Source organism: Streptococcus sp. oral taxon 064, from assembly GCF_001683375.1.
Lineage (GTDB): Bacteria > Bacillota > Bacilli > Lactobacillales > Streptococcaceae > Streptococcus > Streptococcus oralis_S.
Genome location: NZ_CP016207.1, coordinates 1346789 through 1367285, shown reverse-complemented (window position 1 = coordinate 1367285; position 20497 = coordinate 1346789). Strand labels below are relative to the sequence as shown.

Annotated in this window: 18 protein-coding genes, 2 tRNA genes and 1 other RNA gene; 2 read left to right on the top strand and 19 right to left on the bottom strand. The window is 42.3% G+C overall.

Features of this window, described 5'->3' with window-relative positions:
- Positions 1 to 20: 20 nt before the first annotated feature.
- The 9 genes from AXF18_RS06660 to AXF18_RS06620 all read right to left on the bottom strand — a co-directional run bounded on the left by AXF18_RS06660 (position 21) and on the right by AXF18_RS06620 (position 9032).
- Positions 21 to 926: a DMT family transporter gene (locus AXF18_RS06660; RefSeq protein ID WP_000048010.1), complete on the bottom strand. Its 906-nt coding sequence runs from the start codon at positions 924 to 926 to the stop codon at positions 21 to 23.
- 8 nt (positions 927 to 934) lie between these two features.
- On the bottom strand, positions 935 to 1870 hold the full coding sequence (locus tag AXF18_RS06655; RefSeq protein WP_065371713.1) for a serine hydrolase domain-containing protein: 936 nt from the start codon (positions 1868 to 1870) through the stop codon (positions 935 to 937).
- Positions 1867 to 2592, bottom strand: a complete 726-nt coding sequence (locus AXF18_RS06650; protein ID WP_065371712.1) for a CppA N-terminal domain-containing protein — start codon at positions 2590 to 2592, stop codon at positions 1867 to 1869. Before AXF18_RS06650 ends, AXF18_RS06655 begins: the two co-directional genes overlap by 4 nt.
- A gap of 110 nt (positions 2593 to 2702) precedes the next feature.
- Complete coding sequence (gene gla, locus AXF18_RS06645; protein WP_065371711.1) at positions 2703 to 3608, bottom strand: aquaglyceroporin Gla; 906 nt, start codon at positions 3606 to 3608, stop codon at positions 2703 to 2705.
- A gap of 157 nt (positions 3609 to 3765) precedes the next feature.
- On the bottom strand, positions 3766 to 4932 hold the full coding sequence (locus tag AXF18_RS06640) for an acetyl-CoA carboxylase biotin carboxylase subunit family protein (protein WP_065371710.1): 1167 nt from the start codon (positions 4930 to 4932) through the stop codon (positions 3766 to 3768).
- A 12-nt stretch (positions 4933 to 4944) separates the two neighbouring features.
- Entirely contained in the window at positions 4945 to 5685 is a 741-nt protein-coding gene (locus tag AXF18_RS06635) for an esterase family protein (RefSeq protein WP_065371709.1), read from the bottom strand.
- A 20-nt stretch (positions 5686 to 5705) separates the two neighbouring features.
- Entirely contained in the window at positions 5706 to 6530 is an 825-nt protein-coding gene (locus tag AXF18_RS06630) for an alpha/beta hydrolase (protein WP_001016817.1), read from the bottom strand.
- 136 nt (positions 6531 to 6666) lie between these two features.
- Positions 6667 to 7881: a tRNA uracil 4-sulfurtransferase ThiI gene (gene thiI / locus AXF18_RS06625; protein WP_065371708.1), complete on the bottom strand. Its 1215-nt coding sequence runs from the start codon at positions 7879 to 7881 to the stop codon at positions 6667 to 6669.
- Positions 7882 to 7889: 8 nt separating this feature from the next.
- Complete coding sequence (locus tag AXF18_RS06620; RefSeq protein WP_065371707.1) at positions 7890 to 9032, bottom strand: cysteine desulfurase family protein; 1143 nt, start codon at positions 9030 to 9032, stop codon at positions 7890 to 7892.
- Between the two features lie 137 nt (positions 9033 to 9169).
- Here AXF18_RS06620 and AXF18_RS06615 point away from each other — a divergent pair, with 137 nt between their 5' ends.
- Positions 9170 to 9595, top strand: coding sequence for a DUF6556 family protein (locus tag AXF18_RS06615; RefSeq protein ID WP_000073915.1), 426 nt, complete (start codon positions 9170 to 9172; stop codon positions 9593 to 9595).
- 44 nt (positions 9596 to 9639) lie between these two features.
- On the opposite strand, the gene AXF18_RS06610 is transcribed toward AXF18_RS06615, so the two are convergent.
- The 4 genes from AXF18_RS06610 to AXF18_RS06595 all read right to left on the bottom strand — a co-directional run bounded on the left by AXF18_RS06610 (position 9640) and on the right by AXF18_RS06595 (position 15630).
- Positions 9640 to 11946, bottom strand: coding sequence for a DNA translocase FtsK (locus AXF18_RS06610; RefSeq protein WP_084437477.1), 2307 nt, complete (start codon positions 11944 to 11946; stop codon positions 9640 to 9642).
- An 86-nt stretch (positions 11947 to 12032) separates the two neighbouring features.
- A complete protein-coding gene (locus AXF18_RS06605; RefSeq protein WP_065371705.1) occupies positions 12033 to 13985 on the bottom strand; it encodes a fructose-specific PTS transporter subunit EIIC in 1953 nt (650 codons plus the stop codon).
- A complete protein-coding gene (pfkB, locus tag AXF18_RS06600) occupies positions 13982 to 14893 on the bottom strand; it encodes a 1-phosphofructokinase (RefSeq protein WP_065371704.1) in 912 nt (303 codons plus the stop codon). Before pfkB ends, AXF18_RS06605 begins: the two co-directional genes overlap by 4 nt.
- Complete coding sequence (locus AXF18_RS06595; protein ID WP_065371703.1) at positions 14890 to 15630, bottom strand: DeoR/GlpR family DNA-binding transcription regulator; 741 nt, start codon at positions 15628 to 15630, stop codon at positions 14890 to 14892. Before AXF18_RS06595 ends, pfkB begins: the two co-directional genes overlap by 4 nt.
- Positions 15631 to 15791: 161 nt before the next feature.
- Here AXF18_RS06595 and AXF18_RS06590 point away from each other — a divergent pair.
- Positions 15792 to 15879: transfer RNA gene (locus AXF18_RS06590), tRNA-Ser, on the top strand.
- 169 nt (positions 15880 to 16048) lie between these two features.
- Here AXF18_RS06590 and AXF18_RS06585 read toward each other — a convergent pair.
- The 6 genes from AXF18_RS06585 to AXF18_RS10015 all read right to left on the bottom strand — a co-directional run bounded on the left by AXF18_RS06585 (position 16049) and on the right by AXF18_RS10015 (position 20460).
- Positions 16049 to 17008 carry a hypothetical protein gene (locus AXF18_RS06585; RefSeq protein WP_065371702.1) on the bottom strand — a complete coding sequence of 320 codons (960 nt, stop codon included), beginning with the start codon at positions 17006 to 17008 and terminating at the stop codon, positions 16049 to 16051.
- 79 nt (positions 17009 to 17087) lie between these two features.
- A tRNA-Ser gene (locus AXF18_RS06580) sits at positions 17088 to 17175 on the bottom strand.
- 71 nt (positions 17176 to 17246) lie between these two features.
- Positions 17247 to 17594, bottom strand: a transfer-messenger RNA (tmRNA) gene (ssrA, locus tag AXF18_RS06575).
- Positions 17595 to 17652: 58 nt separating this feature from the next.
- A complete protein-coding gene (locus AXF18_RS06570; RefSeq protein WP_065371701.1) occupies positions 17653 to 18288 on the bottom strand; it encodes an SGNH/GDSL hydrolase family protein in 636 nt (211 codons plus the stop codon).
- Between the two features lies 1 nt (position 18289).
- Positions 18290 to 19117: a Cof-type HAD-IIB family hydrolase gene (locus AXF18_RS06565; RefSeq protein WP_065371700.1), complete on the bottom strand. Its 828-nt coding sequence runs from the start codon at positions 19115 to 19117 to the stop codon at positions 18290 to 18292.
- Positions 19118 to 19140: 23 nt separating this feature from the next.
- The gene (locus tag AXF18_RS10015; RefSeq protein ID WP_084437476.1) at positions 19141 to 20460 is read right to left on the bottom strand and encodes a CapA family protein; all 1320 of its coding nucleotides are present in this window, start codon (positions 20458 to 20460) and stop codon (positions 19141 to 19143) included.
- Positions 20461 to 20497 lie beyond the last annotated feature (37 nt).

Below are 20497 nucleotides of genomic sequence, written 5' to 3'. Positions count from 1 at the left end.
CGATTGAGTGGATTTTTTAATTACTTACTCTTTATTTCCAACAGTAAATCTTTCAATGAAATAATGGTTACGGCTAGTAAAATCATAGCCATACCGACAAAATCAATCGCATAAAACTGTTCCTTCATAATCAGAAAGGCAAAGAAAACGGCAGAAATTGGCTCTATGGAAGCTAATAAACTAGACTTAACAGGGCCTATCAGACTAGCTCCCTTTAGGAAAGCTGTATAGGCAAAAACCGTTCCGATGATGATAATCCCAGCAAATGCAAAGAGAAAATCTAAGCTGGTTGGTATGCTAGCCTGTAAGACTCCTGTGAAAGGAATAGCCACTAAACCAGAAATAACCATCCCAACACCAATCACCGAAATACTGCCCCACTTCTTAATCAAAGCGATGGGAAGGATAATATAGAGAGCATAGGTCAATGCTGAAAAGAGGCCCCAGAAAAGTCCAGCAGGTGTGACAGACAACTGGTCAAGTTTCCCATGCGTCGCGATAAGAAACGTTCCTCCAATTGCTAAACCAATCGAAATAATCTCAGCCAGAGTAGGCGCCACCTTGTCCTTGATACAGGTATAAACCAAGATCCCAACGGGGCATACATACTGGAGAACTGTCGCTGTTCCAGCATTGGTTTCCTGAATAGCAGAAAGATAGGCAAACTGGTTTAAGAAAAGCCCGAAAACTGCAAATAGTAACAGAGATAGTAGACTTTTTCTGTCTTTTAAAAAAGCATAGAGTTTATCCTTTGCAGTCGTATAGGATAAGACTACCAGTGCCAAACCTGCAATGATAAGTCGCAAATTGGTCAAGACTAGAGCGGAAATCCCGTGTGCCATTAGGTACTGGCCACTGGTTCCAGACAAGCCCCAAGCAATCCCTGCCACTACTGTATACAGAGTTCCTTTTACGGTTTTTGACATTCTTCTCCCTACTCCCCTTGACGAATCATTTCCATGACTTGGTTTCGATCGACTATCCACTGGGCACGCTCATCCTTCTCATACGTTCTATTGGATAAAAAGATAGCCGCTTCCTGCTTCTCCCGATTCCACATAATGAAGGTACCTGTATAACCCGTATGGTCAAGCCAAGCTCCTTCCAGATTCCAGGCTAGAGACCGCTCCTTATCATCTAAAGGAGAAAAATTTCGGCTCAATTCTGCAGCAAAATAATCTTTCAAGTAATGTTCCAGAAAGATCTGCAAATCCTTAACAGTCGAAAACAAACCAGCACTTCCAGCGTGTTTCCCTAATAGACGAGCTTTGGGATCGTGAATGATTCCGGCCTCTACTCCTCTCACTGTTGGTACAGCTTGCTCAACGGGGCCGAACTTGGTCTCCTTCATCCTCCATGCTTCCAAAACTTGTTTTTTTATAATCTGATCCAAATCTTGGTCAAAGATTTTTTCCAAAAGAAAGCCCAAGAGTAAAAAATGAACGTCCGAGTATAGGAAGGCTGGCTGATTTCGTCTGTTGAGGTGAAACATGGCTTCTCTTAATTCCTCTGCACTTAACTTGTCTCGATTGGGAATAAAGGGGTCCAAGTCTGTGGCATGGGTCAGAAGCTGCCGTATAGTAATATCAGGATAATCACACTCCGGTAAAAAATCCGTTACCGGTCGATTAATATCTAATTTGTCCTGCTGCCACAAGAAGGTAAAAACCGTCCCCACTCCCACGACTTTACTCACACTTGCCAAATCATAAACCAAACCGGTTTCTGTCTTCAAGTCTCGTTCTGGATCACTCAATCCTAGATAAGACTCTTTCCATTCACCATCCTTATAATATGCAAAAGAGGCTCCGGGATAAATCCCTGCCTCAATTTGATTTTCTATTTTTCTTAGAATTTTTTCCCACTTCATGCTTCTTCAAACCACAATTCAATGTTATTGGTATCTTTACCAAGGAAGAATTTTTCAGACTTAGGGACAAAGTAGCCTGTCTTTTCAAATTTCTGACGAAGACTGGTTAGATCAAAATTCTTGACTAAAAATTTTAACATCGTCAGGTCCCAAGTGACATTGTTTTCAACAGCCAAATCTGGTCCTTGTCCTTTAGTAAAGGTAATTACTGGCGCTACTCCTTCGGGATAAAGTAAACTCTCTGTCCCTTCAGGCAAACGCAACTCCATAGAGACCTCAAATTGGCTCACGTATTTTATACTTGTATTTGAATAAAATTCAGGAACAGTTTCCAGTGGAACCAAATCTCTTATATCATCTTCTGCATGAACAAGGATCACATCCTCTTCAGGAGAAACAATCTCAAAAGCATACCCACGGTTACCTTTAAATAGGCGAGGAAGAGACTTCATTTGAGAAAGAAGGGCCTCGATTTCAGAAGGATTCTCAACCTTTATCAAGAGTCTAGCTAGCTTTTTAAGCCCTTCAACTCTGCGTGTTCGCATGCTTGGAGCCTCTTCTAAAATCAATCTCTCCGTAGCTGTCTGATCGCCTAAGGAAATAAAGGCAGACTCTTCCAGCAAAGGTTTCATCCCCAGGGTTTCAATGTAAAATCTTTCATTTAATTTTCGATTATTAACTTTTAAAGTCGGAACGATCCGAACAATCTCATTCACATTCATAAATTCCTCCAACTCTTTTATTTTAAAGGATTTTCGAATATTTTACAAGCCATATCTATTTTATTTAGAAATTTTATAACAAAAAAACTGGGATACCCCAGTTTCATTTCTTATAGGTAAAGTAGTTTAAATAGTGCTACTGCCGCAATACCCGCTGCAATTGGAGCTACAACTGGAACCCATGCATACCACCATTTTGAATCACCCTTGTGTTGACCAAGAACTGATTTTGGAAGGAGTTCGTGAAGAAGACGTGGTCCAAAGTCACGAGCTGGGTTCAAACCAGGTCCAGTAGGTCCACCGAGTGAAGTTACCAAGGCCATTACTAGGAAACCAAGTGCCAAGTGCGCAATTCCAAGACCTGGTGCCAAAAATGGAGCGGCTTGGTTTTTTGCTTGCTCAAGCGCTGCTGTTACTTGTTCTTGAGGGATCGTTGTTCCTTGCGCTGCTGCTTGAGCTACTTGGTCATTAATTGTCGCCTGAGCTTTCGCTACTAATTCAGCTCCAAAAAAGTTTTTAGTCATTCCTAGGGCTGCAAAGAACAAAATAAACGAACCGACAAACTCGTTGATAAAACCATTTACACTTGCTGCAAAACGTGATTCTTTTGTACCGTGATCAACACTTGAAATCGTTGAGAAAGTACCCAAAATGTTATTAGAATTCTCTGTCTTCAAGTAGTAAGGACGGTGAGTTGCCACAACCATAGCTTGACCAAAAATCGCTCCTAAAACTTGCGCAAGGATGTAATATGGTACTTGTTCCCAAGGGAAAAGTCCACTCACAGCAAGTCCAAGAGTGAAGGCTGGGTTGATGTGGTTACCAGATACATTACCAAACATCAAGGCTGGAATCATAACCCCCATACCATAACCAACCGCGATAACGAGCCAGCCACTTTGGTGACCTTTCGTACCTTTAAGTTCAACGTTAGCAACTGCACCATTACCAAGAATGATCAAAATAGCAGTTCCCAAGAATTCTGTGGCATATTTAATAGCCCATGTAAAATCCATTTGATAGATTCTCCTTAAATTTTTTTAGACAATCCTTATTCTATCAATTTTTAGGCCTTTTAGCAATATCTTTTCTAAAAGAATCTATGGAAAACGCTTTATTTAACTTATCTTTGAGAAAAGTACAAAGGGAGTCAAACTCCTTTCATCCTAATCGTTATTCTTGACGTTGACCAAAGTCTACAATCATCTGCTCCATCTCTTGGCGACTTGGAGTGGTCAACATATAAAGGTAATCCCCTTGTAGCTCTGCAAAGGCTGCTGGCATGATTTTTTTGACCTTGAATTGCTGGCTGTACTTAGCAAGCAAGTCTTCTTCTGAATAGACATAATTTGCATTGGCACGACGTGAAGTAGCTAGACAGTATTGAGGTTCAAACTCTGATGCTGGGAACTCTTCTCCTGCGACAATAGCTGCATAACCTCGGTAGAGATCCAAGGAGTGGGCAAAGTTATAAACATCAATGGTAAAGCCACCTGCAGGACGGTTATTGTACTCAATGGCAATGTAGTCATCCCCGTCACGGAAGAACTCGATATGGAAAAAGCGCTCTTTCATACCAAATTCCTTGACAATGGCCTCACCATACTTGCGCAGTTTGGGATCCATATCCTTAAGCACATAGTAGGAATTGTCCATCTTATAAATCATGAGATCAAGTGGTGTATGGGCATAATCGAAAGTCGTTGAAAAGACGATGTTGCCATCCTTGTCCACAAGCCCGTCAAAGGTACAGATTTCGCTAGAAGTGACAAATTTTTCAAAGAAATAAACGGTTGAATGATCCCATTCAGCCTTAAAGTGATTTACATCTTCTTCTGTCTCAAGTTTAAAGGTTGCTGCCGCTCCCACTCCATTATCAGGTTTGGCAATCATTGGTAGGCCAATCGTCTCAACTGCTTGGTCCACATCTGCTTCCGTCTGGATAACAGCACCAGGTACCACAGGGACACCTGCTTTTTTGAAAAGTTTCTTCATCTCAGACTTAAACTTTGTCTTTTTGAGATCCTCTGGTTTGGCACCAAAAACATTGAATTGCTCACGAAGTGCTGCATCCAGCTCAAGCCAGTATTCATTGTGGGACTCGATGCGGTCGATTGGTCCATGCTTGTAGAAAAGAAAGGCAACAGCACGCTTGACTTCGTCTATGTTTTCAAGATTATCTACACGGAAATACTCGGTTAGGCCATTGCGCAAAGGTTCATCTAGTTGTTCGTAAGGTTCCTGACCAATCCCCAAAACAGTGATGCCCTTATTGGCTAGCTCGATGGTAAACTGTTGAAAGTTTTGCGGATAGTAGGGAGAAATAACAAGGTAATTCATAGGCAACTCCTTTTATAGATACAGGTGTCCAAGAAAATAAGGCATTTGTTTACGCCACCATTCCCAGTCGTGGGCGACATCGTGTCCCCATTCAGCAAACCAGGCTGGAATTTGTTTCTGGTCAAAGGCTTCTTTAAGCTTGTAGAAAGATGATAGACCGTCTTGTTCCCAGGCACCAAGGCCCGTACAAATGACGATTTCTGCCTGACGGTAACGATCGATAAACCATCCGTCGTTTTGATTCCATATATAATCTACAGGTGAGTTTTGGTAAATAGCATCATCATTGTAGTAATCGCCAACGAAGAAACGTGCGTCGTAAACACCACTGAGGGCAATCACCTTGGTAAAGACATCAGGATGCTGGAGAAAGAAATTGAGTGCATGGTAGGCCCCCATTGAGCAACCTGTCGTCATCATGCCATCAAACCAACCTGTCTTGTGCTTGATAAAAGGAATGGCCTCCTCAATCACATAGCGTTCGTAGGCACGATGCATCTCCGCTTGATCATGACTATTTTTCCAAGTAGCCAGCCAACTCTCACTGTCAACACTGGAGAGAGTAAAGAACTGCACTCGCCCTTCCTCGATAAAGGAAGCACAGGCGTCAATCATGCCAAAATCATAGTATTCGTTGTGACTACCACCAGATGAAGCAAAAACAACAACTGGAATCCCAGCATGTCCATAACGGTTGAGGTACATTTCTCGGTTGAGGTGGCCACTCCAGTGGCTAAGGTTTTCAATATGCATTAGCTTTCTCCTTTCCTAACTTACCATTTCTCTGCAAAAAAACGGAGACAATCTGGCAAATTTTCCGACCAAGGGATTTCACTATGGATAGCACCAGACTGAACTTTCAAGACAAGATTATCCAAGTGTACTCCACCTGCAATCAAATCACGGTAATAGCGAAGCGATGAGTCAATATAGGCTTGCTTGATATTGCCAGCCATAAGAGTCTTGTCCGTATCATCCGCTTCTTCCGTTCCAACATAGATAAAAATGCGCTGTTCAGGCGACAATTTCTTGCGCTCAATATAGCGGTTAAAGGCTTCTTGGTGAAGCCAGTTAGCAGATGAGAAGACACCTAGACAACCAATTCGGTCTTGGTACTCTAGTCCTATAAACTGAGTAATATTGCCTCCCAGTGACGAACCAATCATAGCCGTATGCTGGCGATCAGCTTTGGTTCGGTAGGTTTCATCGATAAAAGGCTTGACCACCTCCATGACAAACTCAGCATACTCCACACCCTTACCGCCAAACTGCTGGCCTGGGATAGGAGATTCTTGAAATTTCCAAGCCGCATACTCATTCATCCGTCCCATACCATCATTATCTATGGCAACGACAATCATGCGACTGATGTCAGGATTTCGTTTAATAGCCGGAATGATCTTCCATGAGTGTCCAATATAAGACTCCTTGCTGTAAAAGACATTTTGCCCATCATGAAAGTAAACAACTGGGTAAAAACGGTCGGTGTCTTTCTCATAATCCTTTGGCAGGAGCACACGCACACGACGCTCTTTTCCAGTATAAGGAACCTTGAGTTTGTGTTCTTTCATTTTTAAGTAAAAGTAGGAATGATTCATTGTCAGAAAACTCTCTATATTCAAAATTTTATCTCATTATACCATAAAAATAGAAAAAAAGTCAGTAATTGTCCATTTTAAGGATAAATAACTAACTTTCTTCATTTGTTTTTCTGAATTCTTCTGGATTTTCTGATTAGAGGAGATTGTCAATCAAGTTATCGACTTCATCTTTTTTAGCTTGAGGTGTGATCTTAGTGATCATAATTCCAGCCACTGCTCGCTCAACCAAGCCTTCAACATCCATGCGTTTTTCATACTGCTCAGCATTCTCTATCTTAGGATTAGTCTTAGGACGGTCAGGCGCAAAAATTGTACAACAGTCTTCAAAAGGCTGGATTGAAATTTCAAAGGTATCGATTTCCTGCGCAATGTCAATGATTTCCAACTTGTCCATCGTAACCACAGGGCGGATGATGGGAGTGTTAGTCACAGCGTTGATAGTCTGCATGCTTTCCAAGGTCTGGCTGGCTACTTGACCAAGACTTTCCCCATTGATGATAATTAAACCATTTCGTATCTCACGAATACGGTCGGTAATCCGCATCATAAAACGACGCGTCAAGGTCATGAGGTAGGCTTCTGGCGCTTTAGCCTTGATTTCCTCTTGAATCTCAGTGAAAGGCACCTCGATAAACTGGATATTGCCACCAAACTTGGTCAATTTCCGAGTCAAATCGTGGGCTTTCTTGAGGGCACCAGGACTCGTGTATGGCGGACTGGCAAAGTGAACCGCCTCAATATCTACACCACGTTTAAGAGCTAAATAACCTGCTACAGGTGAGTCAATCCCTCCTGACAACATGAGCATACCTTTACCAGAACTTCCCACAGGTAATCCTCCTGCTCCACGAAAAGTTTCATAGGAAAGATAGGCCGCTTCCTCACGAATCTCAACCTGAAGATTAATATCTGGATTTTTCATCTGAGCTTGCACGTTTGGAATGGCCTCGAAAACAGCTCCACCGAGAGTTTGATTGAGTTCACGACTATCCAATTCAAAGTTGTGGTCGCTACGCTTGCTAGTGATTTTAAAGGTCATCCCTTCCTTGTAGATTTTCTTCATAATCTCTTGGACAGCAGACTTCAAAACGTCCACTGACTTTTCAATCTTATACACAGGAGAAAAATTTTGAATTCCAAAGACTTGTTTGAGCGATTCTGCAACTGCTGTATAATCAGCTCCATTGAGGTAAGCGTGGGCACGGTCACGATCTGCGGTTACCTTAACTTGAGGATAGATAGACAAAACGTCTGAAATATTATTACGAAGTTTATTAATGAAACGCATACGATTTTTGTGCTTGGTTGACAATTCTCCGTAACGAATCATAATTTCTGAATACTGCATAAATGCTCCTATCTTACTTTTCTAGTTTGATTGTAAATTAATTTTAGCTTGGTCAAAAACTGCTCGACTTGACTCATATCATTTTCCAAATCTAGGCTTAGACGCACAGCTGACTGGGCCTTATCCTTGTCCACTCCCATGGCAATCAAGGTGCCTGCAGGTTTTCCTGCCTTGGATGAACAAGCAGAGGTTGTGGAGATGAAAATGTCATAGTCTTCAAAAGCGTGAACAATGACTTCACCACGAACACCTTTAATCCCAAAAGTCAGGATATGAGGGGCAAAGTCTTCCTCATCTGAAAAGACAAAAATATCTGGATAATCCAGAAGGGCTTGGCGAATGACTGCCTTCATCTGCCCTGTCTTACTAGCAAAGATAGCTAACTTTTCCATAGATAAACGGAGAGCTTTGGCTGTCGCTGCAATCCCTGCCACATTTTCAGTTGTCGAACGATAGTCTCGCTCCTGACCACCACCAGTTAAAAGAGGCGTAATCTTCTTACCAGACTTGATATAGATAAATCCAACACCTCGGACGCCATGAAACTTATGGCTCGAAAAGGTCGCGAAATCCACTCGATCCGTCAGGTATTTTTCAGTCGGAACCTTAGCAAGTGCCTGAACCGCATCAACATGGAAGGAAATGGTCGGCTTATCTGCTAACAGTTTCGAAATAGCCTCAATAGGCTGGATAGAGCCAATTTCGTTGTTAACTGCCATGATGGAGACGAGAGTCGTATCAGGACGTATCAAATCTGCTAATGCTTCAACATCCACAAATCCTTTCTCATCAACTGGAGCAAAATCTATCTCAAAACCTTGATTTTTCAGCCATAGAGCTGACTCCTTGACTGCTGGATGCTCAATAGCTGATACGATGATGTGCTTGCCAAACTGGGATTTTTCAAAGGCCACACCCTTGATGACCCAGTTATCTCCTTCTGTTCCACCAGAGGTAAAGAAGATTTCACCACTCTTCTTCCCAATCAAATCTGCAATTTGCTGCCGGGAAGCATCTAAAATTCGTGTTGCCTGATCTCCCAAACGATGGAGACTAGATGGATTTCCTACAATTTTTGAAGCGACCTGCATGTAAGTTTCAAGTGCTTCAGGATAAGGCTTGGTTGTCGCCGAATTATCAAAGTAGATCATGTTTTCTCACGCTTTCTAAAATCACTTCTTCTATTGTATCACGAAAAGAGACCTGCGACAAGAAAGGGAGGTTTCTCTTTTTTTAAGATTTTTTTAAAGAAATGAGGTATAATAAATCATAATTAAAGGAGAGTATCATGTCTAACTATCGTAGAACTTCAAAACCAAAAACAGAACACATCAAAAAGGGATTTACTGTCTTTCAAAAAACGATTGCTACCATCGGTAGTATCCTTGGCCTAATCACTGCTACTATCACCATCATGAACGCCATGGATAATAACAAAAACAACAAAAAAGAACCGACGACAACCCAAACAACTGTTGTCAAGGAAATTCAAAAGGAATCCCCTCAGGAAAATACTACTCCTAACAGGGACAACACTTCTACTAAAGAAAATACCCCACAAGAAGAAACTTCTCAATCCAACAAGAAAGAGGAGAAAAAAGAAGAACAGAAAACAACAACTCAGGACTCTTCTACACCAGCTACAAATAAAGAAACAAGCGATAATGGAACACAGTCAAATACGACGAGTTCTGAAACTAAAACGAACCAGTAATTACAAAAATAACTTCTTTCCAAATTTGGAAAGAAGTTATTTTTTTATTGTTGCAATACTTTTCGTGGTTTGGTTCCCTCAGCTGGACCGATGACACCTGCCATTTCGAGTTCTTCCATCAGGCGGGTCGCACGATTAAATCCAACCGACAAACGACGCTGAATCATCGAAGCACTAGCTTTCTGGGTTTCGATAACCAAAGCCTTAGCTTCTTCAAAAAGCGGATCGCCACCAGCTTCACCGTCAGAGAAATCTCCTTCATTTTCAGGAACATCTCCTGGGTCAAAGCTGTCATCGTAGTCCGCATCCGCCTGAGCCTTGATGAAGTTTACGATGCGTTCAACATCATCATCTGAGATAAAGGATCCTTGTAGACGGACTGGGTGATTTTCATCGATTGGTTTAAAGAGCATATCTCCTCGACCGAGCAGTTTTTCTGCTCCATTTTCATCCAAGATGGTTCGTGAATCTGTACCTGATGAAACTGCAAAAGCCACACGAGATGGGACATTGGCCTTGATAAGGCCAGAGATAACATCAACCGATGGGCGCTGTGTTGCGAGAATCATGTGAATCCCTGCGGCACGCGCCTTCTGTCCGAGACGAATGATGGCATCTTCTACTTCCTTGCTAGCCACCATCATGAGGTCTGCCAACTCATCCACAATGACAACAATCAAAGGCAGAGGTACTTGTTTGTACTCAGATTGGCTATTAAATTCCTCAACCTTGGCATTGTAACCAGCGATATTTCGTACTCCAACCTTAGCAAAGAGTTCGTAACGATTTTCCATCTCATCCACAACCTTTTGCAGGGCCTTGCTGGCCTTGCGTGGATTTGTCACAACTGGAATCAAGAGGTGAGGAATGTCATTGTAAACCGATAGCTCAACCATCTTAGGATCGACCATCATAAACTTGACCTGATCGGGTCTTGCTTTCATAAGAATGCTAGCGATAATACCATTAACTGCGACTGACTTCCCTGATCCCGTCGAACCTGCAACGAGTAGGTGGGGCATCTTGGAAAGGTCAAAGGTGCGAGCCGTTCCATTAACCGCCTTCCCTAGAGGAATTTCGAGGAGATTTTCTGGTTTAGTCTGAGACTGTTCCCAGAGTTCTCGGAAGGAAACGGTCGCAATCTCAGAGTTAGGTACTTCAATTCCGACTAAGGATTTACCAGGAATCGGAGCCTCAATCCGAACATCCTTGGCCGCCAGAGCCAGCGCTAAGTCGTCTGCCAGATTGGAAATGCGGTTAACCCGTACACCGACTGCTGGTTTGACTTCATACTTGGTAACTGATGGTCCAATTTCAGCCCGTTCCACCGTCACCTTGATACCAAAGCTAGCAAAGGTTTCTTCTAGGATTTTGATATTTTCTCGAACAATCTTCTTTTCCTTGGACTGATCTTTGGGTTTATCTGGCGCAAAGAGTTGCAAGCTTGGCAGTTTGTATTCGAGAGCTTCTTTGGTAGAAAAATCAACCTGCACCTCTTCATCCTCAAAATCTTCTTCCACATCTGGAACGTCAAAATCAGTTTGAGGGAGGATAATCTCCGGTTCGATCCACTCTTCCTCAGGAATTGGTGGGAAATCGTAGTCTGGTACTTCTGATAAGATTTCTCCCGTTTCAGGATCTACAGGAGGAAGCGGTAATACATCCTGTTCTTCTTGTTCTCTCTGAATTCTGGCTGCTTCTTCAGCTTCTTGACGAGCCTTCTCTTCTTCTCTCTTGATGAAGCGTTCCTGTTTTCTCTGTTCCTGTTTTTCCATGAAGGATCTGAACTGAGCTCCAATAAAGGCTGCGACATCATAAATAGACCAAGGACTAACCAAGAGTGCCCCAACTAGAATCAAGAGAACTCCAATAAAGTACGATCCGATATTGGAGAAAAGAAAGGATATGGGGATATAGAGTCCAACACCAAGCAAGCCTCCACCGGCGAAGCTAGTCACCCGCATACCAGTCAGGTCCGTCATAACTTGAGACAAGGTCCCTTTTAGAACTGACTTCTCCAAGCCAAATTTCCATACCAAGTAGGCCTCAAAAATCAAGAGCAAGCCAGCGAAGATACAAAGAAATCCTGACAGAAGCCCCTCTTGCTTACGGATCCATTTAAATAGAAAAAGATAAATGAGAAGGGCCCCAATGGCCACATAGGCCAAACTTCCAACCACCAGTCGAATGAGATTGTAAAGTGTGACACCTGCCGCGCCGAGTTTGAGGGCTGCAATAATCAATAACAAGGCGATCCCTAAGGAAATCAACATCCTCTGGATAGCCTGTTTTCTTTCAAGTTCTGCTTTAGACGGTCTCCGTCTTGTTTTACTAGTATTCTTGTTTGCCATTCTTTTATTATACCATATTTCACAGCCATTTCGAATAGAGAAAAAGATTGCACCAAATGGTAACAATCTTTCTATTCTAATCCTTTTTATGCTTGTGGTTTGCGTAGGTAACCATAAACCACACCACTTACAATTGCGCCAACCAAGACAGAGGCAAGGTAAAGAAGGGCATTTGAAGTTAGAGCGATAACGAAGATTCCTCCGTGTGGTGCCATGAGTTTGATTCCTGCAAGACCAACGAGTCCGCCTGCTACTGCTGAACCAAGGATGAAGCTTGGGATTGCACGAGCTGGGTCGGCTGCACCAAATGGAATCGCTCCTTCAGTGATGAATGACAAGCCCATGATGATGTTGGTCAAACCAGAGTTACGTTCTTCTTTGGTAAATTTATCTTTGAAAAGAAGGGTTGCGACAAAGATAGCAAGTGGTGGAACCATTCCTCCAGCCATAACTGCTGCCATAGCTACAGAACCACCTGAAGAAACAGTCGCTGCAAGCGTACCAGTACCAAAGACATAAGCCGCTTTATTAACTGGCCCACCCATATCAACAGCCATCATGCCTCCAAGAACGATACCAAGAAGGACAGCTGAACCTCCTCCAAGACCACCTAGGAAGTCATTCATAGCAGTGTTGATTGCTGCCATTGGAATATTGACAGCCAACATAACAAATCCTGTCAAGATTGTTCCGAAAAGCGGTAGGATAAGGATAGATTTAGCACCTTCAAGTGAACGAGGAACTTTAACGTATTTCTTGATAGCAAGAACCAAGGCACCTGCGATAAATCCACCAACAAGGGCACCTAGGAAACCAGATGAGACACCTGCAAGAGTTGAAGTTGCTTCACCACCTGCGGCATAAGGAATTTTACCAAAGGCAAAACCTTCTTTGGCAATAGCACCAGCAACGAAACCAGCTACCAAACCTGGTTTTTCAGCAATAGAGTAGGCTACATATCCTGCAAAGACTGGAAGCATCAAGCCAAAGGCAGCCCCACCGATTTTCATGAACATGGAAGCGAGCTCATGGTAGGATCCGAGATTGCCAAGACTATCTTGTGGCACACCAAAAGCTCCGTCGATTAAGAAGGCAAGGGCAATCATGATACCACCACCGATAACGAATGGCAACATTTGAGATACACCACTCATCAAGTGTTTGTAGAAAGCTCCACCGATACTTTGTTTTTCATTAGATGCTGTTGCAGATTTTGCTCCATTAGCAGCACGATAAACTTCAGCATCTCCTGAAAGAGCCAAATTGATCAATTCTTCTGTCTTACGGATACCGTCTGCAACCGGGCGATTGATCAATGGTTTCCCATCGAAACGATCCATCTCAACAGCCTTGTCTGCTGCGATGATAACAGCTTTAGACTTACGTATGTCCTCTGCAGTTAGTTGATTTCCAACACCGCTGGCACCATTGGTTTCAACCTTGATCCCAACACCCATTTCAGCAGCCACTTTTTGAAGGGCTTCTTGGGCCATGTATGTGTGGGCAATACCTGTCGTACAAGCTGTAACAGCTACGATAAAGTCGCCAGAGTCATTAGCAGGTACTTGAACAGCTTCCTCAGCTTTTTCTGAAGCTTGGTCAAAGAGTTCGATAACTTGATCTGCAGATGTTACTTGGCGAAGTTTGTCAGCAAATCCGTCTTTCATCAAGTATTGAGACAATTCTGCCAAGGCTGCCAAATGAGTATCATTGGCACCTTCTGGAGCTGCAATCATGAAGAAGAGGTCTGTTAGTTGCCCATCCAAGCTCTCATAGTCAACACCCTTGTTTGACTTAGCAAAGAGAACTGTTGCTTCTTTGACCGCAGAGTTTTTACTGTGGGGCATAGCGATTCCGTCACCCAAACCAGTGGAAGTGAGAGCTTCACGCGCTAAAATGCCTTCTTTAAAGGTTTCAAAGTCCGTCACGTAACCGTGATCTACCAAGCTATGAATCATCTCTTCGATGACAGCTATTTTTTCAGTTGCCTGTAAATCCAGCAACATGACATCTTTTCTCAATAGGTCTTGAATTTTCATCGTTTTTCTACCTCAACTTTTTCATATGTTTCTTTAATAAATTCCGCTGTTGCCAAGTCATCCGAGAAGGTAGTTGCTGTTCCACAAGCTACTCCCCATTTGAAGGCCTCTATTGCGTCTTTTGATTTGACAAATTCACCTGTAAACCCAGCAACCATTGAGTCGCCAGCTCCCACTGAATTTTTGACCGTTCCCTTGATAGGTTTTGCGAAGTAAGCTCCTTCAGATGTGACAAGGAGGGCACCGTCCCCAGCCATGGAGATGATAACGTTTTGAGCACCTTTAGCTAACAATTCTCGAGCATATTTCTCGATTTCATCTAAACTTTCAAGTTTCACTCCAAAGATAGCTCCAAGCTCGTGATTGTTTGGTTTCACCAAAAGTGGCTGGTAGTCTAAACTATCAATCAAGGTCTGTCCTTCAAAATCACAAACGACTTGCGCACCAGTCTGACGTGTCAAGGCAATCAAATCCTTATAGATAACATTGCCTAGGTTCTTAGCACTCGAACCTGCAAACACAACCGTATCTTCTGCAGTCAAACTAGACAAAATAGCTTTCAATTCTTCTAACTGAGCCGGTTCAACATTAGGACCAGTCCCGTTGATTTCTGTTTCTTGGTCTGCTTTGATCTTGACATTGATACGAGTATCTTCTGCTACTTGGACAAAACGCGTTTCGATTTCCTCTTCTGCCAAAGTATCTGTGATAAATTTACCAGTAAAGCCTCCGATAAATCCAGTCGCAGTATTAGGAATATCCAAGCGTTTCAAGACACGACTGACATTGATTCCTTTCCCACCAGCAAACTTATCATCACTGTCCATACGATTGACACTGCCGACTTGAACTTGGTCCAAGCGCACGATATAGTCTATGGATGGATTGAGTGTGACTGTATAAATCATACTTCTATTACCTCCGTTTTCTTCTTAATAGCCTGCAAGAGCTCATGCCCTTGACTTGTGATGACAATAGCGCGTTTGAGTGGTGCTACCTTGGCAAAGCAAGTTTGACCAATCTTAGACGAATCGACCAAGACATAGGTTTGTTTGGCATTCTCTAAAATAGCACACTTAACGGCTCCCTCCTCCATATCAGGAGTCGTATAATAACCATCGTCCACACCATTCATCCCGATAAAGGCACGGTCAAAGTGCAATTGATTAATTTGGTTAAGAGCAACACCACCAATACATGCATCTGTTGCCATCTTGACACTTCCTCCAACCATGACAGTTGGAATCTGTTTTTCAACCAACTGAACCGCATGGTGAATGGAGTTGGTCACAACTGTGATATTCTTATTAGCCAATTCCTTGATTAAAAAAGCAGTTGTCGTTCCAGCATCAATAAAGATAACATCTTGTTCCTTAATAAGAGAGGCTGCTTTCTGAGCCAGTAGCTTCTTCTCTTGAAGGTTTTTGACAGATTTTTCTTGGATGGTTTCTTCTTCCTGCAAGGAGTGGGGCAATTCTGCTCCACCATGTACACGGCGAAGCTTGTTTTCCGCCTCCAACTCGTCCAAATCTCTTCGTACTGTCGATTCTGATGTTTCTAATAGACTAACCAATTTTTCTAGGGAAACTACATGATGTTGATTTAACTCCTCTAAAATCAGTTGCTTCCGCTCAGTTTTTAACACCAAACCACCTCCTGTTATCGTTTACACTATTCATTCTAGCACATTCTCTACCAAAGTCAAGCATTTTTTATCATTTTCTTTCAAATTCTATCATTTTTCTTATTTCCAAAATTTTTATTGCAAGATAAGTGGCTTTATGGTAGACTATTTGAGTAAGTATTGGAAGATTACTCAAGAGGCTTAAGAGGCCGTGTTGGAAACGCGGTAGGCGTGTAACAGCGTGCGTGGGTTCGAATCCCATGTCTTCCGTAGAAAAAAGAAAAACTGCACCTCAATGCAGTTTTTTTATCGTTCTAAGAACAATATCTAGAAATGAAAGGCTGAGTTACTCTAACTATCACACCACATTTTTGTATCCTAATTCATAAAAAAACAAGTAGTTTATTTTGACTACTTGTTTTTCTTTTAAATCTAAAGATTAGATATTGCTTTTATCTTTTTTATCTGAAGATATGTCTGTTGATTTATCAGTGGATTTGTTTGAAGATTTATCAGAAGACTTGTCTGTTGATTTATCATTAGACTTGGTTGAGTTTTTACGGACAATTTTATCATAACCTTCTGTATCATCAAGCAACTCTGTCGCCAAAGTACGGTAATCCTCTTGAGAAATCAGCCAATTTCCATCCTTATCCTTAGTTAATTTGATTTCAGTATCAAAATCACCAGTAGTGAAAGGTGTATGAGCTAAGTTAGGGTCAACGTCACTGTAGGTTGAGAAATCTTTCTTGAATAGATGCTCAAAAATCCAGTAAGAAACCAATGTTTGGTAACGCTTGATGTCAACGTTTGAACCAGCTTGATTGTATTTACCTAGGTTATCAACACCTCCAATAAGAGTAGTGAGAACTTCCCTTGTAGATGAAGCCAATCCTTTAGAGTGTAACTTCTTAGAGTTGAAAGTAACAGTCGCTGTATTTCCTGATTCATCAACCTTCACGTCTTTAACAGTGTAAGAACCGATATCTTGATATAATCTACGTCTCATCTTCAAGAAACCTGAAATGGTTTCTTCTGGAGTTTCTACAGGGAAATCTTTGTGCCATTGTACTGAATAGGTAGATGCAGGTGAAAGCCCTTCTTCTTTGATTTTTTCACTTGTTTGTACAGCAAATACTGCCTCAGTCCATTTTTCATAAGTGTCGCCATAAATCTTCTTAAATCGAGCAGAGTCGCTAGTAAGAACTGAGTCTAAGAGAATCTCAGCATCTTTTGTAACTTTTTCTTTAACTTCTGCTGCTTCATCTTTCTTCTCAACTTGTTCCGTATTCTCCTTGTTATCAGAAGAAGCTTCAGATGACTGATTAGAAAATACAGAACATGCACCCAAGACAACTGTTGAAAGTGCTAAGATACTTAGTAACTTGATCTTTTTCATGTTTCACCTCTTTATGAAAATTTACTCTTGGAGACCACCTCCAAGTTGATTGGTTTAGAAAAACACTGGGTTTATCTAACGGAGAATGGGGGATTCGAACCCCCGCGCCAGTTACCCGACCTAACGATTTAGCAAACCGTCCTCTTCAGCCTCTTGAGTAATTCTCCACTAACATACTAGAATAAATAGGATACAACGAAGGATACAATTTGGAAAAAATCTACTGTATAACTGTTCATAATGGAGCCGGTGGGAGTCGAACCCACGTCCAAACACCTGCCAACATATTTGTCTACAACCATAGGTTATGTATTGTTTTAACAGTCCCTCGACACATAACTCAAGCCTAGGAACTGCGAGTCTATTAATCTCTTATCAAACCACTAGACAAGGCTTGATCGTATCTCGCTAATCATAAGACCTGTCATTGAACACGAGCAATCCAAATCAGGTCACGCCTGCTGGTTTTTAGGCAGCTAGAGCGTAAGAAGTGTTATTTTTTGCAGTTATATTTAACTGAGCGTTTACGTCGCCACACGGGTTGCAAAATATGCCTCATAATGCCTGTCGAATCCGTAACGACCCCAGGATATTAGAACTATTATAACCTATCTTCAAAAAAAATGCAAAATCAAGCCGTTTCTTTAGAAAAGAACCCCTTTTAAGGCTTCTGATAAGGCTTGATAACCGGCTACACTTAGATGGAGGCCATCCGTTGTATAGGCTGATTGAAGTTGCCCTTCTGAATCTGCCAAACTATCATAAATCGGCACAAAATCTACCTGCACATAGGCGGATGCTAGAGCATCATAGGCTTGATTCCATTCTCTAATCTTTTCATTGGTACGAATATATACTGTCTGCTTGTATTTCTCTCCCTCATTGACTGGCAAAATGGAAAGGAGCTTTATTTGTGACAGCGGATATTCTCTGGCAATCGATTGGATTACACGCTCGAGATTATCCAAGGCTTCATTCATGGGAATATCTTTTCCAATATCATTTGTCCCAATTAGGAGAACAATTTGATCCACAGCATCACCATAAAGATGGGCATCTAGATTCTCTAATAACAGTTTCGTCTGGTAGCCTCGGATGCCACGATTGACAATCGTCTTTGCAGTCCCAAACAACTCTTGTAGAGGATAATATTCCACAATCGAATCGCCGATAAAAATTACATCTGGCTCTAGGACAGAAACTTGATTCAATTCACGATACTTGGTTTGAATCTTCTCCTGCTCTTTTAGGAGCCAATTCTCTAATAACTGTACTGCCACCCTATCCCTCTTTCTCTAACCAATTCTCTAGAACTTGATAAACGCCCGCCTGGCTGTTGGCTGGTGCCAGGGCAGTCGCAACTGCCTTGACATTATCAGCTGCATTTTCCATCGCATAGGCAATTCCAGCCAGCTCTAACATTTCGACATCATTTTCACTATCACCAAAAGCCATGATCTGTTCCGATGTCAAATCCCAGCGCTTGAGTAATTCTTCCAATCCCCATGCTTTATGAATCCCGGCTTGGAGGATGTCAATGCAACCATAACCGCTGGAAACAGCTCTTACACGCCCATCAAAGAGGTCATTGATTTCCTGCAAAACAGAACTAGAACGTTCCTCTCCAACAACCATGCTCATCTTTAACACTCCACCAAAGAGGTCAGCTTGCAAGTCTTCCACAAAATTCATTCGTTGATAGAACTTTTCAATCATCTCTGGTGTCATAAATTTTTCTAGGTCTGTAAAAACAGTCCCTTTCTTGACAAAACCACCCTTCATACCTGTTACGACAAACTGATCTCGGCACTCTCTCCCTTTAAAATGAACTAAAGCCTTATCAACCATGGCATCATCCCAGGTCTGCGCTTGAATCAGTTTATTGTTTTCAAAAATACGCGCCCCATTGGCAACGACTAGAACTACTCTACTCGCCAAGTGTTCTAGTAATTGCCTCATACGGTGAACTTCATTCCCCGTCGCAATGACAAAACGAATATCCCTTTGATCCAGCAGATCTAAAATCTTTTCCAAGCGGGGCAAATCCAGCTGCCCCCTTGGGTCTAGCAAGGTTCCATCCATGTCTGTTGCAATTAATTTAATCGTCATCATATCTCCTTTAGGGCGAGTACCTACCACTTCAACCCTACATGTTCATTCATTTCTTTATAGGCCGTGTCAATTCGTTCCTTGGTCGCCTCATCCAACTGCTCACGGTGACTGCCTCCCTCGATGAAGTCCTCTAGGATATAGGTCTGATAGAGGAAGAGCGGATAGCCTTCTGGAGAGTAAGTCCCTTTGGGTGTTCGATTGACCCAAGTAGGATGCGCTTTGGCCGTTTCAATCCTAGTCTTGCCATCTTTTTTCTTAATGGTCACATCCATGAGAACACCGCGCTCCGTCCACTTGGCATTTTCCTCGTCTTGCATGGTTTCAATGCGTTGATTTGAGAGGAAATTTCCCATGGAGTAGATGATCAGTTTTTTGTCACCATCTTTTTCAACTGTTTCAGCAGGTTCAACGACGTGAGGATGCCCTCCAAAGATAATATCTGCTCCCCAGTCAATCATCTTATGGTACAGTGTTTTCTGTTCTTCCGTTGGTTCTAGCTGGTACTCAATTCCCATCTGAGGCATGATGACAGTAATATCCGCCTCCTTCTCTGCACGCTCGATTTCTGCCTTCATCTTATCTTCATTCAAATCAGAAAGATAGCGATTATAGTCCTCTTGAGAGATATACTGCTCAATGCCATTAAAACCGTAAGAATAGGCCAGGAGAGCTACCTTGATACCATTGACTTCCTTGATGACTATAGGTGCTTGGTCTCGGGATTCATGCGTGTAGACTCCGATGGGTGTCATTCCAGCCTTTTCAATAGCTTGAGCCGTCGAAACCACTCCCTCAATTTGAGAATCCAAGATGTGATTATGAGCCAAGTCTAGAACTTGGTAGCCTGCATCCTTGATCGCATCCATGACTTCCCCTGGTGCATTAAAGAGAGGATAACCTGCCAAGTAGTGGTCCTTGTTCACCGTTCCTTCAAAGTCACCAATCACCAAATCCGCTTGTTTGAGCCAGGGTTTTACATACTCAAAATTTTCATGGAAATCATAGGTCCCATCTTCTTTAAGAGCTGTTCGGTAGATGGGGATATGATAAAGAAGGTCACCATTTGCCATGATACGCGCCGTCGTTTCACCAGACTGATCTTCCTTGGATTGACTGGAAGTACTTGCAGAATCAAGAGTTTGACTACTAGGACTCGTTCCCTTACTACCTTGTACTGCTCGAACTAATAAGTTCCCCCCCATGGATAAGGCAACTGCAAGCAGTAACACAATAATAAACTGGGCATTGGTCCAGGATTTATAATTCCGAAAGAAATCCACACTAGTTCTCCACACCCCATAAAGAGAGCCCTGAGACCGTCTATCTTGTCGCTTTTCCATCTTTATTCCCCCTTGCTTTTTGGTGCAAGTCTTTTCT

Bases quoted from the DNA above. Each gene is read 5' to 3' on its own strand.
- AXF18_RS06610 (WP_084437477.1), bottom strand. From the start codon at position 11,946: ATGGCAAACAAGAATACTAGTAAAACAAGACGGAGACCGTCTAAAGCA.
- AXF18_RS06640 (WP_065371710.1), bottom strand. From the start codon at position 4,932: ATGAATTACCTTGTTATTTCTCCCTACTATCCGCAAAACTTTCAACAG.
- AXF18_RS10015 (WP_084437476.1), bottom strand. From the start codon at position 20,460: ATGGAAAAGCGACAAGATAGACGGTCTCAGGGCTCTCTTTATGGGGTG.
- AXF18_RS06650 (WP_065371712.1), bottom strand. From the start codon at position 2,592: ATGAATGTGAATGAGATTGTTCGGATCGTTCCGACTTTAAAAGTTAAT.
- AXF18_RS06605 (WP_065371705.1), bottom strand. From the start codon at position 13,985: ATGAAAATTCAAGACCTATTGAGAAAAGATGTCATGTTGCTGGATTTA.
- gla (WP_065371711.1), bottom strand. From the start codon at position 3,608: ATGGATTTTACATGGGCTATTAAATATGCCACAGAATTCTTGGGAACT.
- AXF18_RS06630 (WP_001016817.1), bottom strand. From the start codon at position 6,530: ATGAATCATTCCTACTTTTACTTAAAAATGAAAGAACACAAACTCAAG.
- AXF18_RS06565 (WP_065371700.1), bottom strand. From the start codon at position 19,117: ATGACGATTAAATTAATTGCAACAGACATGGATGGAACCTTGCTAGAC.
- thiI (WP_065371708.1), bottom strand. From the start codon at position 7,881: ATGCAGTATTCAGAAATTATGATTCGTTACGGAGAATTGTCAACCAAG.
- AXF18_RS06655 (WP_065371713.1), bottom strand. From the start codon at position 1,870: ATGAAGTGGGAAAAAATTCTAAGAAAAATAGAAAATCAAATTGAGGCA.
- AXF18_RS06635 (WP_065371709.1), bottom strand. From the start codon at position 5,685: ATGCATATTGAAAACCTTAGCCACTGGAGTGGCCACCTCAACCGAGAA.
- AXF18_RS06615 (WP_000073915.1), top strand. From the start codon at position 9,170: ATGTCTAACTATCGTAGAACTTCAAAACCAAAAACAGAACACATCAAA.
- AXF18_RS06585 (WP_065371702.1), bottom strand. From the start codon at position 17,008: ATGAAAAAGATCAAGTTACTAAGTATCTTAGCACTTTCAACAGTTGTC.
- AXF18_RS06620 (WP_065371707.1), bottom strand. From the start codon at position 9,032: ATGATCTACTTTGATAATTCGGCGACAACCAAGCCTTATCCTGAAGCA.
- AXF18_RS06660 (WP_000048010.1), bottom strand. From the start codon at position 926: ATGTCAAAAACCGTAAAAGGAACTCTGTATACAGTAGTGGCAGGGATT.
- pfkB (WP_065371704.1), bottom strand. From the start codon at position 14,893: ATGATTTATACAGTCACACTCAATCCATCCATAGACTATATCGTGCGC.